This window comes from Ornithinimicrobium cryptoxanthini, assembly GCF_023923205.1.
GTDB classification, from domain to species: Bacteria; Actinomycetota; Actinomycetes; order Actinomycetales; family Dermatophilaceae; genus Ornithinicoccus; species Ornithinicoccus cryptoxanthini.
In genome coordinates this window covers 1,715,716-1,729,867 of the sequence record NZ_CP099490.1, presented here as the reverse complement: position 1 = coordinate 1,729,867, position 14,152 = coordinate 1,715,716, and the positions used below count along the sequence as shown (strand labels likewise).

The window sequence follows — 14,152 nt, the reverse complement described above, 5'->3', positions numbered from 1 at the left end:
GATCCTGTACATCGACATAGACAATACGTAGCGACTTCAGCGCGAGGATGGAAGTCATCCAGCCGTCGACCCGCGAGACGTATGAGGAAGGGCGAGATCCCCGGCTGTTAAGCATTGATGCCCGCCCGTCCAGAGTGCTGTCGACGCCTTTCACGAGCTTGCCGGACTCTTCGGCGCCTACATCCTGTCGACCGCATCTTTGGAGAACCCCTCGGCGGGGCAGCACAAGGTCGAGTGGGTTCACCTGCACCTCGGGCGGGACGGGGAACTGTTTCGCGTACGGCACAGCCCGCGAGGCAGGTTACTCTGACCACTCGCCCAGGTCCCTCTACCGTGGACCAGCCCCACTCCGACCGCTCATCGTAGGCCTCGCAGCGCAGTTGAGAGCAGAGCCGCCCCGCGCCTCCGACAAGCGCCGTGCGGTCACCCCAGCATGGTGTGATCGGTGCATTCCGCACGCGGGTCTTCGTCGGAGTCATGCGCCTGTTCGCCGTCAGCCACGCCGCGGATGAGCCGGTGGACCTCCCGTCCCGTCAACGTGTCGTCACCGCACCACGCCAACGCCTCCTGCGTGCTCAACTCCTCTGCCTCGATCATGGACCGCAGCGCCCGCCCCGCCCGCTGCTCGCAGTCGGTCACCATCGCGTCCCGCTCGGCCAGGGCCACGGCCACCGCCTCGCCCCACTTCGCAAGCCGCCGCTCCCGCTTCGCCTGCTCCTGGCGCACCTTCGTCCGCGCCTGCCGAGCACGCGCCCGAGCCTGCTGTCTCAGCAACTGATCCACGCAACTCTCCTTCGATCTGGAAAGAGCTCCTGACACCACCCAAAGCGGGTGAACACGCCCGAGGGGCTCACCCCCGCTCAGATCATCGCCCAGAGCAACCGAACCGAGCACCACCCGTGCACGCTCACCGAGCCTGAGCCACGCACCACCCGCGCAGACTCACCGACCTTGAACCTGACGGAAACCGCCCCGCTCATGTGCCACACACCTCTTGCATTGCCGGACCCAAGGCCGCGAATCAACTCCAGGTTGACATGTCCGGGGCGGTGCTGGAGACGCGAGTCCCCACCCCACGAACTCCGCAGTTCGGCCCGTCGAAATCGGTCGAACCGGGCCAAGAAGTTGCCCGAAAGTGAGTCCCTGAGCGCCGGTCCCCCGCTTTGTATAGGTATGGCGATGACGATCCACAGGCTGACGGCGGGGTCGGGGTATGACTACCTGACCCGGCAAGTCGCTCGTCAGGACGCCACCGAGGTCGGCCACTCCGGGCTGGGCAGCTACTACACCTCCAAGGGCGAGGCACCCGGGGTCTGGGTCGGCGCCGGAATGACCGGAATCAAGGGCTTGTCGGTCGGGGATGAAGTCACCGCCGAGCAGATGACCCGCCTGTTCGGCACCGGCGAGCATCCCCTGGGCGATGAGTCCGGCCACTCACTGGGACGGCCGTTCAAGGTCTACGGAGGACGCGATGACGTCACCCCGTTCCGCATCGAGGTCGCCCGGCGCTGCGAAGCGAGGAACAAGTCCCTTGGGCTTCCGGTGGATCACCCGATCCCGGTCGAAGAACGAGCAGAGATCCGCACCCTGGTCGGCACGCAGATGTTCCTCAAGGAGCACGGACGGGCCCCCGCTGATGCCCGGGAGTTGGCGGGGTTGATCGCCAAACAGTCGCGGCCCAAGACGACGGCTGTGGCCGGTTTCGACCTGACCTTCTCTCCCGTGAAGTCCGTCTCCACCCTCTGGGCGGTCGCCGACCGGCCCCTGGCCCAACAGATCGAAGCAGCGCACCAGGCCGCCGTCCGCGACGCCCTGACCTACCTGGAGACGGAAGCCCTGTTCACCCGCACTGGCAAGGACGGCGTGCAGCAGGTCGACGTCTGCGGGATGGTCGCCGCCGCGTTCACCCACCGCGACTCACGGGCCGGCGACCCGGACCTGCACACCCACGTCGCGGTCGCCAACAAGGTCCAAACAGTCACCGACGGGCGGTGGCTCTCCATCGACGGCAGTGTGCTGTTTAAGGCCACAGTGTCAGCCTCCGAGGTCTACAACACCGCCCTGGAGAAGCACCTGCAGCCCCTGGGTCTGACGTTCGCCGCACGCCCCACCACGGGCCAGGACACCCGCAAGCGGGCCATCCGTGAGGTCGTCGGTGTCGACCCAGAACTCAACGAACGGTGGTCCACACGCCGCGCAAGCATCCAGGCCCGCCGTAGCGAACTAGCCGCCAAGTTCCAGTCCGAACACGGCCGGCCACCCAACCCGATCGAGTCAATCCAACTGGCGCAACAGGCCACCTTGGAGACACGGGAAGCCAAGCACGAGCCCCGCTCCGAGGCAGAACAACGCGAGGTCTGGCAGGCCGAAGCCCTCCGCGTCCTCGGTGACCAGAGCCAGCTGCACGCGATGGTGACCACCACCCTGGCCGGGACCCGCACCCACGGGGTCGGGGAACGGGTCGACCGAGCCTGGATCAACAAGACCGCACAGCGGGTCCTGGGCACCGTGCAGACGTCGCGCTCAGCGTGGCAGGTGTGGCACGTGCGGGCCGAGGCCGAACGTCGCGTCCGGGGTGCCGACGTGAGGCTGGACCAGGTCGAGGCGCTGGTGGAACAGCTCACCGAGACAGCCCTGACGTCCAGCATGGCGATGCGGGGGACGAACGAGGACCCGGCGGTAGAACCTGAGTCGCTGCGCCGAGCCGACGGGGCCAGCGTCTACACGATCGCTGGCTCGCGGTGGTTCACCTCCAGCGCCGTTCTGGAGGCCGAAGCTCGGTTGGTGGACGCTGCAGGACGCACCGACGGGCGCCGCGCCCAGGCCCAGGACGTCGAGTTGGCGCTGCTGGAGTCGGTGGCCAACGGCGTCCATCTCAACGCGGGGCAGGGCGCCCTCGTGCGGGCGATGGCTACTTCCGGGGCGCGGGTGCAACTGGCGATCGCCCCGGCCGGCTCAGGAAAGACGACCGCGATGCGGGCCCTGGCCAGTGCGTGGGAGTCCTCGGGTGGCACCGTGATCGGGTTGGCCCCGTCCGCAGCAGCAGCTGCGGTGTTGCGGGAGAACGCGCAGACCCAAGCAGACACCCTCGCCAAACTCGTCTGGCACCTTCAGCACTCCCCCGCGGAGTTGCCCGGATGGGCTACGAGTATGGACGAACGCACCCTGGTCCTGATCGACGAAGCCGGAATGGTCGACACTCTCTCCCTCGACGTTGCCGTGGACTTCATCACCTCCCGCGGCGCCTCAGTACGGCTCATCGGTGACGACCAGCAACTGGCCTCCGTCGGCGCCGGTGGCGTGCTTCGTGACATCCGGGCCACCCACGGCGCGCTGCACCTGACCGAGCTGATGCGCTTCACTGGCACGGGGGAAGGTGCCGCGTCCTTGGAGTTGCGCGACGGCTTGCCCTCCGCCCTCGGGTTCTACCTGGACGCGAGGCGGGTCCACGTCGGGGACCTGGCCACGATGACCGACGACGTTTTCGAGGCCTGGCGCGCGGACCGGGGCCAGGGGCGGGACGCGATCATGCTGGCCCCGACCCGTGAGTTGGTCGCCGAACTGAACCTGCGCGCCCGGCGCGACCGACTCGAAGGCGTCGAACTTCCCGGGCCGGAGACGAGCCTGTCGGACGGTAACCGTGCCTCCACCGGGGATGTGGTTATCACCCGGGCGAACGACCGCCGGTTGCGCACGGCGGTCACCGACTGGGTGAAGAACGGGGACCGTTGGACCGTGCTTGAGGTGCGTGACACCGGTGCCCTGGCGGTTCAGCACCGCGGGAGCGGGCGCAAAATCATCTTGCCGGCCGACTACGTGGCCGCCAACGTCGAGCTCGGGTACGCCTCTACCGTGCACACCGCTCAGGGTGTCTCCGTCGACGTCACCCACGCCCTGGCCACGGGGGCTGAGTCTCGCCAGCAGTTGTACACGATGATGACCCGCGGTCGGCACGCCAACCACGTCTACCTGCAAGTCGTCGGCGACGGTGACGAGCACAACGTCATCAAACCGGACACCATCAACCCCCGCACCGGGACCGACCTCCTCGAGACGATCCTGGCCCGCGACGAGTCCCCGACCTCAGCCAGCACCATGCTGACCAGCCTGGACGACCCGACCGTCCTCCTCGGTGAGGCCACCGCCCGCTACGTCGACGCTCTCTACACCGCAGCAGCGAAGAACGTGGGTACCGAAGGGCTCGTCCGTCTGGACGATGCCGCCGAGCGGTTCGTTCCTGGGATGAGCGAAGCTCCCGCGTGGCCGACCCTGCGCGCGCACCTGAGCCTCATGGCCGCCGCCGGGGCCCACCCGGTCCAGGTGCTGCGTGAGGCAGTGTTGTCCCGCGAGATCGACACTGCGGCCGACCCTGCCTCCGTCGTGGATTGGCGTCTGGACGACACCGGGATGCGCAACACCAAGCCCGGCCCGCTGCCGTGGATCCCAGCCGTCCCCGAAACCCTGGGGCAGGACCCGACCTGGGGGGCCTACCTCACCCAGCGGGCACAGCGGGTCACCACGTTGGCCCAACAGGTCACCGACCACGCCGTCACCGGGCCGACACCGGACTGGGCCTGCCAAGGCGCCGCCCGCCCGGCCGCAGAGGTGTTGGCCAAGGTCGGAGTATGGCGAGCCGTCAACAAGATCGACAACGCCGACCTACGACCCACCGGCCGCCCCCACCCCAGCAAGGCCGCCGCGACCTACCAAGCCACCCTCGCGACCCTGGTGCAAGCAGGCCGTACCCCCGCCCTTAGAGAGTGGGGCCCGTTGCTGGACCAAGTCGCCCCTCTGGCCCGCACGGACTGGTTCGTGCCGATCCTGGCCGAGCGCCTGGCCGCCGCGTCCCGCGCCGGCATCGACGCCGCCACCCTGCTCCGTCAGGCCGCCGCCGACAAGCCACTGCCTGACGATCACGGCGCCGCCGCACTCTGGTGGCGCATAGCCGAGCACCTGGCCCCCGCCGTCGCCACCACGACCGACGCCGACCACCTCACCACGGGTTGGGTGCCCGCCCTGGCCGAAAAGCTCGGGACAGAACGTGCCAAGCAGATGCAGGCCAGCCCCTGGTGGCCCTCCCTGGTCACCACCGTCGACCACGCCCTGGCCCGCGGGTGGTCGCTGGAGGACCTCGCCGCCACCGCCCCCGCACCGGGCGCCGACGTCGACGACGCCGCGGCCATGACCTGGACGATCAGCACTCTCATGGACGACCCGACCCACCACCACGACGCCGTCGACACCGACCAGGACCACGACCACGAGCACGCCGAGCTAGAGCCGCACCACTACTCGGTACAGGCCACCGAAGCGGAGTACCGCGAACACCTCAACACCATCGCCGCCGATACCCCAACCATCGACCCGACTGAGCCACTAGACATGGCACGGGTCAACGCATCCCTGGCCTGGGCCGCCCAGTACCGCCCGCTCATGGGTCCCCTGGACCCCAGCGAGACCGACCTGGACCGCGCCTACGACCGTGTCATCCTGGCGAAGGAGTCGCCCGTTCCGGTGCGGCGCCTGGCTCAGGTCAACGCGATGGCCCTGGACTACTACGAGCAACAACTGACCGCAGGGGGCTGGGCACGGGACTACCTCGCCGACCGCTTCGGCCAGGACGTTGCCGGCCACCCCCACGTCCGCCCCGGGTACGCCCCCGCAGGCTGGACCCGGCTGGTCAACCACCTGCACGCCCAAGGTGTCACCGACACCGAGCTGCAAACCAGCGGGCTGGCCAGCACCACCAAGGACGGTCGCCTGATCGACCGGTTCCGCGACCGGGCCGTCTTCCCCATCACCGACCACACCAGCGGGCAGGTGCTCGGATTCATCGGCCGCCGCAACCCCTCCGTCAATGACGATGCCCCGCACGCCGGACCGAAGTACCTCAACACCCCCACCACACCCCTGTTCTCCAAAGGTAACCAGCTCTACGGCGCCGACGCCAGCCTGCTGGCGGCCGGGGCCACCCCCGTCCTCGTCGAAGGCCCGATGGACGCCCACGCCATCACCCTGGCCACCCGCGGCATGTACGTGGGGGTCGCTCCTCTGGGCACCGCCCTCACCGGTGACCAGGCCACCCAGCTGGCCCAGCTCGGAGGCCCGGTCATCGTGGCCACCGACGCCGACCTGGCCGGCCGCATGGCCGCCGAACGTGCCCACTGGCTGGTGTCCCAGCACAACATCCCCACCTTCGCCGCACCCCTACCGCAGGGCACCGACCCCGCAGACCTGCTCCACAACCAGGGCGCAGACGCCCTGACCAGCGCGATCCTGGGCTCCTGCCCCCTGTCCGAGCTCCTGCTGCAGGAACGGCTGACCAACCTGTCAATCGACGAGGCGCTCAAGGCGGCCGCGCGGGTGCTCGCCACCGCCGACCCGTCCAGCTGGGACCGCACCTGCACCGAGATCGCCGACCGGCTCGGCACCACCGACCAGACCACCCGCCGCGCCCTGCACCAGGCCGTCCGCGCCTGGCACGACGACCCCCACGCCGTAGCCACCCAACAGCTGGACAACGCTCGCGAGGTACGCGCCCGGATCGAGGCAACCGCCCGACAGGCCACGGAAGAGCGTTGGGCTCCCGCCGGCGACCGGCTCGACGCCCGCCTCACCACCCAGGAGGACTGGCCCGCCCTGGCCCGCACCATGCAGCACCTGCACGACGAAGGCCACGACGTCGAGGCCCTGGCCCGGGCCAGCATCACCGACGAGCCCCTGGTGTCCTCCCGTCCGGCACAGGCGCTGCGCTACCGCCTCGCCGTCATCGCACCGACCGCCCAAGCCACCCCACACGCCGTCACGGGCAACAAGCCCAAGAGTCACGACGAAGACCACCGCATCATCGCCCCCGGGCACGACCGTTCGGAAGGCGTACCGCGGTGACCACAGAGACCTCACCCAGGAAGGCGGCACCATCATGACTGTCCCCGCATACGACCTCAGGGCATGGGCCAAAGGCCACTACCCCACCGAGGCAGCCGTCGAGCTCCTCATCCGCGGAAAGGGCGGACGTTTCGCCCGGGAGTCACAACCATGGATCGAGCGGCTAGGACCCTCCTCCTCCTTCTACCGTGTCGACTGGGACCGACTCCACGACGAGCTGGGCGTCTTCTCCGGCGGCGAACGACGCTTCCTCAACATCGCCGTCTCGATGGGGTCACCTGACTACCCGGTCGACCTGTCCAACGACCTCTCCGGCCTGGACGACGAACTCCTCCTACTCGTTCTGGCCGCCACCGCGCACGCCGCTGGCAGACCCCGGCTACTGTCGCCAGCCACTGCGGTCCCTGCCCCTGCCAATCCACCTGGGTCGTCGCTCAAGTACGGAACCATAGGCGCCACGACCTTCCCTGCCCCCAAATCAATCCGCCGGCCCGAAGGCGAACGATCCACCAACGGAGCCATGCCGGACCCTCGCGAGGGCCGCCGCCCGTAGACAACCCGGCGTCACCTACCCACACGATGCCGCAGGCCCCGGCACGTCATTGCTGGAGGCATCGTCGACAAGCACGGGCGGTACATCGCTGTCACGCCGATGTGGGCGCACTCATCAGGGATATATTGGTGATCGGCGTAGGGCCGAGGGTCGGTACATCGCGGTACCGCCGAGTAGCGAGCGTCCTACCGCCCACTATGGGCTAGCGCGGCTCAGTCCCACCCCGGGAGTCGCGCACCAGAGGGTCGTGACATCACTCAACCGCCGATGTGCGGACGTTTCGTTGAGGCCGTTGGACGGTTCGGAAACGCCCATGCATGTGCACGCAGATTGCTCCTAAACCTTGACACGCCGAAGTTGCGGACGGTGCGGTAGATGGACGCGCCGAAGCTCCGACAGACGGTCGCCCGCCGCAGTGTTCTTCGGCGATGTTCTTCGACGGCATCATCACTCGACCGGAATGCCGCGTAGCCCTTAGCGTAGCGGGATCTAGCTGCGGCTTGGAGGCATTGGGACCCGCCCAAGTCGCGGGTCGAGATCGGTGTTGGCTAGTTAGTCGCCGGCGGGCCGAACCATCGAGTTGGCGGCATTCGAACGGCGCCAAGGGCAGCGGCGGCTGTGCAAAACTAGTCGATTTCTTCAGCGGTCTTCGGGTCATTAGGCTCTTGCTCGCCGCGATGGACGACCCCAGGAACGAACGGATTGTCGTAGTCCAAGGAGATGTGTTGGGACACCCATTTGGATGCCTCGGTGGGCATGTCATTGTCGGCAAAGATCATCTGGAAGTCGTCCCGTGAAGCATCCTGCAGAGTCCGTAGGCGTGAGTAGATCGACTCCACGACTGCTCGGTCAAGGGCTCCTTCGCCCACGTTCTTCCGGGGGCTGTCCACGATGAGGAGGGTCGGGAGAAGCATGTCGGTCCGCTCAGAGAGCGACATGTACAGGTTCGCGACGTGGTAGGCGAGGTTCACGATGGTCTTGCGCCCGCCTCCGACGGCGAGCATGTCGAAAGGCTCACCGTCGACGATGGGGAGGTAGTCGGTGGTGTCGACATGCGCTTTGTTGAACCAGGGGTCGCGCAGTCCTCGGAGAATCTCGTCGAAGAGTTCGGACAGACCAGCCAGCAAGGGCGTGTCTTCGCGCAGTCCGAGTTTGATGCGGGACTCCTCCTTCGCCATTCCTCGAGCGATGACGTCGAGATTATCTGCCTCCTTATGGAGGCCATCATGGGTGGCCCAGCGTTTCTCAACGTCATCGATTCGTTGGATCGCCGCTTCTGTCACCGCCACTTGGGCGACTGCCTGCTCGAGTGAGCCGATGTATGGCAACGCACGGGGTTCGTCACTGTTCGAAGCAGCACGCAGCTGAGAGAGGACCGCTTGCTCTGCGAGCTCGATCTGTGCGCTCACACCCTCCAGGGTTGCCTCGTCAGCGTCGGCGAGATCCTTAGTTTCACGGCGTTGCTCTCGGAGTACCTTCAGCAGCGAGTCGGCTGCATTATCGTTTGCATCCGGTTCTTGGGCCTGTCCGCACAGGTGACAGTGACCGTCGTCGAAGCGGCCGTACGGTAGTCCTTGGAGGCACCGAGGGCATTGAACGAACTCCAGGCCAGACAGGCTTCGGCTCGCGCCTGAACTCCGTTTGATTCGTTGCTCCTCGAGGTTCAGTTGCGCGGTCACGCTCTTGGCTTCGGCGACTGCAACTTGGAGGGCATCGCGTTGAGCGAGGAGGTCTTCGAGATGAGCGCGTTTCGAGCCCAAGGCATTGAGCGTCTCGGCGCTCACCAACCCGCTTTGGGCTGCGTTGCGTGCTTCGTTGAGCGCATCCTTGCTGCGCCCAAGCTCTATCAGAAGTCCAGCTTTTCTGGCCGTTAGTTCGGCGGGGTCGGGGTCGCCCATGTCTTGCAGGAAGGCGGAGACCGCCTCGGCGCTCTTGCGGAGAGCCGAAGCTTCGGCACGTCGCTTTCCTCGTTCCGTGAGGAGCTCGACGGTCCGCGCATTGGCGAGACCGTATATCAGTTCGAACACCGCGATGCGTTTGTTGTTAAGGTTCGCGTCTTTGTGGCCGATGACGCTAGCGTCGATACTGTTCTGGTCGAGGTACAGGTACTTGTGCACGTCCCAGAAGCTCACGGGCACGGTCTCGTCGGTGGGATTCTTCCGACTCTTTGGAATTCGCCAGTCCGGAGGCAGACCAAGCGCGTCAAGGAGCGCTGGCCCGACCTTGCGCGAGTTCTGCCGATTTGTTGCGGCCCATTCGCCGAGCGACTCCTGAGTCTTGAGGTCGAAGACCTGGACGACGTGGCTGCGTAGCGCCCGCGTGAACTCCCAGTGCTCGTCCCCAGCGCGGAATTTTACCTTGACGCTTTGCACGTTGTCGCGAACGGCTGGCATGACCTTCGCGCTTCCGCCGAGGCTGTACTTGAGGAGTTCCAGCATCGAGCTCTTACCGGAACCGACCGGACCAGTGACGGCGTTGACGCCCGTTCGGAATACGTAGGTCACGCTGCGTGTATCCGTGCGGACTTCAAGACTTTCGATGACGAGTCGCTTACCCATGGTGTTCCTAGATCACTGTCCGAATTGGGCGGTCGACGACGTCGGGAAGCTTGGTGTAAATAAGCCTTTTGAGTCGTGACCCGGTCACGTTGAAATGTGTTCGTAGGAATGAAGCGCGGAGATCTACCTGCTGCCAGTCCTCCTGGCCTGCGATGTTCGCGGCGAGGTCAGCCCCGGCTTCGGTCAAACTCATCACGAGTGTCCGACCCTTCTTGCCCAACGTGACCAGGCCCAAGCCGACGAGCGTGCCTAGCACCGGGTAGTAGCGGTCGTCCCATGGTCCGTACTTGTAGCGAACCATCCGACTCTCGACCGCCTGACGTTCGTCATCTGTGGGTTGTGTCCCGAGCATCCAGTCGGCGCCGAGATCTTCCAACAGTCGGTCGGTGAATACCGGGTATCGAATAAGGAAGTCGAGCTTCGCGAGCTTGGTGAGTCCTTCGAGAGGCGTCTCGCCGGTGGCGCCGAAGTGCCGGAGGAGGATGAGCACTCGCCCTGTGTGTGCGTCCAGACGCTGGCTGCGTGCGCTCATGACTCACCCTGGGCGTCTTCGACGGCTTGGGCGAGGGCTGGCGCGTCGACGTCGAAGCGCTCCGACCACCAGATTTCGCAGCGTGCCGTTAGGTCGTACGCGAGCCCCATCAACAGGTCAGGGGTCAGCGCACCCAAGGGCGACGGTTCCACGGCGACCGCGCGCATCCGTGCACGCACCTCCTGGTACATGCGGTTTCCGTACGGCTGCCCGGACCTTTCGGCAACGATCTGGGAGTCGGCTGCTTCCGAAACAACGCGGGACCGCAGGGACTCGAACTTGCTCGGCTGGCCGTCCAGTGGCAACGGCTCCGAATACATTGCCTCGAACGCTGTCCAACCCATCCGGGCTCGACGAGCGGCCATATCAGCCGTCGGGACGACGTCCCCGCGGCGCAACTTCTTGATAAGCGTGGTGTCCGCCGCCGGTTCCGGCGGCGGTTCCGCTGCAGCCGGCGCAGCAAGCTTCCGCGCCAAGTGGCCGATGGGTCCCGGTCTGATGACCCGCTTGGTGGAGTCGGCAGCGGCGAGGACAGCCGAATCGAACGCGTCAGCGCGGCTGCTCGACCACGTCGTTGGCTCGGTTCCCACGAATCCCTGCGAAGCAGTTCGAGCGATACCCACCACCGCGTCGTAAACGGCGGGGGCCTCGCGGGTGCTAAGCCCGAGAGCACGTAGAGCCGGTCGGGCAAAGCGCTCGATGTGGAGGATCCGCTGATCCGTGGTTTGGGAGCTGTTGTTGTCCATTCGAAGCGCCAGCAGGAAGGCGAGCACGTCGGAACGACTCGCACCGACGAAACGAAAGACATGCTTGTCGAGCCAGTTATCAAGCGCGTCTGTGTCAGTGGAGGCGCACGCCTTGGCCAGGGTCCGGCACTCACGGTTGAGACCACCGTTGGTCACCCAACGACACTGCTTTGGGCGGCCGAGCTCGTACCAGCGCCTATAGAGAGTGAGCATCCCCCCGTCGCTGAACAACGTCGCGATCGTCCAGTGGCTCGAGTTCGGTTCGCGGTGCTTCACGCTCACAGGAGCGAACGAAGTCGCCCAACCGAGGATGAAGTCCGTGTGCCACTCACAGAGGACCCATTCGAGATCATTCCTGGGGTCGGACATCTCAAGGGCATGACGAGCAACCCAGCCGTACTGGAACTCGTAGTACCCGGACGACGTGGCGCCTGCGTCTTCGCCTGGGCGCCTATTCGCCAGTGACGCAGGCACTGCCGCTGAGCATTCCTCGGACATGATGCCTTGGAGACTATCTGAGGAAGCGCTGGTCGCGACACGGTTCCGGCCCTGCGAAGCCTCACCATGGGTCCGAGGGTCAAGAGCGTAGTTCCGCCGATTGTCCGCCCTACCAGATGCCGAGCTGCGTGCGACCATTGCTGCGTCGAGCGCGATCCATTGGGACAGCGCCGCGACTGGGATCTACCAGGTAAGGCTGCGCGTCCTGGGGGTGGACGAGGAAATCGTCCGCTTGCCGCCCTTCCAGGCGCCTGGAGCACTTGGCGGTGAGGACGCGTTCGAGCCGTTCGGGACTACGTCCGCGCCCCGTCAACGATGGCCCCCGTCCTTTCCGACTGTCTACGCATGGGTCTGCCCCCGGTCTGGTTGACACTCGGGGGCAGACCCGACCGCCACCCCAACTACATCCTCGCTGCCTACATGAGTTCGTGAGCGTTGGCGGTTCGGCTACGGTCTCGACCATGAAGAAGCGGGTTGCCCCGGAAGACAGCGATAAGGCGGTTCAGCGGGCGAGTCTTAGCATGGCTTAGGGGACGTGCACGCACCGCGTCGACGGCCTGTTTGACCGCGCCTACGAATACATCGCCGAGCACTAGTGACAGGACCAGCGCGTGAACACCAAGACAAGCTTCTATCTCGGGCCCGGCAGACCCCTTACGGTCCTCTCAACCTGGGAGGAACTCACCGAGGCAGGGGCAGGCGGACTGCTCGGTGAACACCAATGGGTAGAACTCAAAGCGAGCCTCGGCCCGACCAACAAGGGCGTCAACACAGAGCTAGCGCGGGACCTCGCCTCGCTGTCCGTCGACGGCGGGATCCTGATCTTCGGCGTGGCCGACGACGGCACACCGGTCGGCTGCGACGCAACCAGCATCGCCCAAAGGGTCTCCCAGGTGGCAGCCATAAGTGTCACGCCCCCGTTGTCGCCCTTCGTACACGACCCGGTCCCGAACCCTGACGATGATTCAAAGGCCGTCCTCATCGTCACAGTGCCACCATCGGCGGACGGCCCGCACATGGTGGACGGCAGGTATTGGGGCAGGTCCGCCCACGGCAAGCGGACACTGAGCGACCCCGAGATCAGACGCATCCTGGATCAACGCACCGAGCACCACGGCAGGTTCGAACAACGACTCCAAGGTCTCCCAGACCGCGACCCATTGCTGCCGTTGATCGCCGGACAGCAGAGCAACGGCCACGTGTACCTCCTAGCCGAGCCCGTCGGGCCGATACTCGCAGCGAACCTCTCCGACCCGGACGTGCTCAGAGATGCGCTCCGTGGCGTCACCCCCAGTGGCTGGCATGCTGGCCTTGACCAATGTCCAAGTAGCGCACACGACCCCGACGGCGCTGCACTGGCGTGGACCTCGCACCCCGTTGAAGCGACAGACGAAAAGTGGCTGACCTATGTGTCTGTCAAAGACGACGGACGGGTCATCGTCGTCGGCGGCGGCGCCACAGCCAAGTGGCGCATGCCCGGTGGAGACGAACAGGAGGCGGTCCTACATGGCCTGATCGCCACCCTCACCGTCCAGTGGATCGAAGTAGTCCGAGAACTGGCCCTCAACCAGTGGGGATACCAAGGTGAGTGGCGTGTTGGGATCCACTGCACGAAGCTCATGGGCAAACCAGCACAGACCAACGGCCTTCGAGCTGCCGACGTGCGATTCAAGGCACCGGACTACACGAAGGCGATGGTGTCCTCACTCATGACGCAAGATGTCACACTGCTGGCGGACCGCCTCCTGGCAGGGTTGTACCGCGGCCTTGGGTACGAGGGATGGAAGACTAAGCAGGTACTCACGCGGCGCTAGCGACGCCAAGAGCTCGCTGGCTATCCACGAGACCCCAGGCTTGAGGGGCTGGCGAGTCAGATGGCCGGCTCTAGGAGAACGACGGGAGTGGCGACCTCTTACGACATCGCCTATCGAACGCTAGTAGCTGCAACTGACAGGAGCCTTCGTGCGGGTTAGCAGGATCGAGTTCAACGGATATCGCCGCCTCGCCAGCACAGCCACGAGTATTGACGGCCCGCTGACAGCGTTAGTCGGGTTCAACGAAGCAGGCAAGACCACCTTCCTGCGTGGGCTGTCGTGGTTCACCCACGGCGGGCAAATGTCACCCATCGACCACAACCGCAGCCGTCCGCCCGCGTCGGACAGCTCCGCCGTCGTAAAGGTGTTCTACGAACTCGACGGCGAGGACAAGAATGCCTTTGCCGACATTGCGATGGACAACGCGCCAACCACGTTGGTGCTCTACAAGCAGCGGGACGGCAACCGCATCCGCGATCTGTCTCCGCGTCCCACCCGCCCGGCGAAGCCATTCGAACTAGCCCGGGCGCGACTCACGAAGGCAGCTACCACGTTGGCGGCTC

At 65.9% G+C, this 14,152-nt stretch carries 7 protein-coding genes; 3 read left to right on the top strand and 4 right to left on the bottom strand.

Going from position 1 to position 14,152, the window contains the following annotated elements; all coding sequences use genetic code 11:
• Nucleotides 1-423: 423 nt before the first annotated feature.
• Complete coding sequence (locus NF557_RS07930) at nucleotides 424-783, bottom strand: hypothetical protein (protein WP_252623482.1); 360 nt, start codon at nucleotides 781-783, stop codon at nucleotides 424-426.
• Between the two features lie 396 nt (nucleotides 784-1,179).
• Between NF557_RS07930 and mobF the strand changes: the two genes are divergently transcribed.
• Together mobF and NF557_RS07910 are read left to right on the top strand one after the other, a co-directional pair.
• A complete protein-coding gene (mobF, locus tag NF557_RS17550) occupies nucleotides 1,180-6,888 on the top strand; it encodes a MobF family relaxase (RefSeq protein WP_256855757.1) in 5,709 nt (1,902 codons plus the stop codon).
• Between the two features lie 34 nt (nucleotides 6,889-6,922).
• Nucleotides 6,923-7,441, top strand: a complete 519-nt coding sequence (locus tag NF557_RS07910) for a hypothetical protein (RefSeq protein ID WP_252623480.1) — start codon at nucleotides 6,923-6,925, stop codon at nucleotides 7,439-7,441.
• Between the two features lie 626 nt (nucleotides 7,442-8,067).
• On the opposite strand, the gene NF557_RS07905 is transcribed toward NF557_RS07910, so the two are convergent.
• The 3 genes from NF557_RS07905 to NF557_RS07895 are packed head-to-tail and all read right to left on the bottom strand — an operon-like array spanning nucleotide 8,068 to nucleotide 11,775.
• Complete coding sequence (locus NF557_RS07905) at nucleotides 8,068-9,999, bottom strand: AAA family ATPase (protein WP_252623477.1); 1,932 nt, start codon at nucleotides 9,997-9,999, stop codon at nucleotides 8,068-8,070.
• Nucleotides 10,000-10,006: 7 nt separating this feature from the next.
• A complete protein-coding gene (locus NF557_RS07900) occupies nucleotides 10,007-10,531 on the bottom strand; it encodes a hypothetical protein (protein ID WP_252623475.1) in 525 nt (174 codons plus the stop codon).
• Entirely contained in the window at nucleotides 10,528-11,775 is a 1,248-nt protein-coding gene (locus NF557_RS07895) for a dsDNA nuclease domain-containing protein (protein WP_252623473.1), read from the bottom strand. The genes NF557_RS07900 and NF557_RS07895 overlap by 4 nt, the downstream gene beginning before the upstream one ends.
• A 611-nt stretch (nucleotides 11,776-12,386) precedes the next feature.
• Between NF557_RS07895 and NF557_RS07890 the strand changes: the two genes are divergently transcribed.
• Nucleotides 12,387-13,589 carry an AlbA family DNA-binding domain-containing protein gene (locus NF557_RS07890; RefSeq protein ID WP_252623471.1) on the top strand — a complete coding sequence of 401 codons (1,203 nt, stop codon included), beginning with the start codon at nucleotides 12,387-12,389 and terminating at the stop codon, nucleotides 13,587-13,589.
• Nucleotides 13,590-14,152 lie beyond the last annotated feature (563 nt).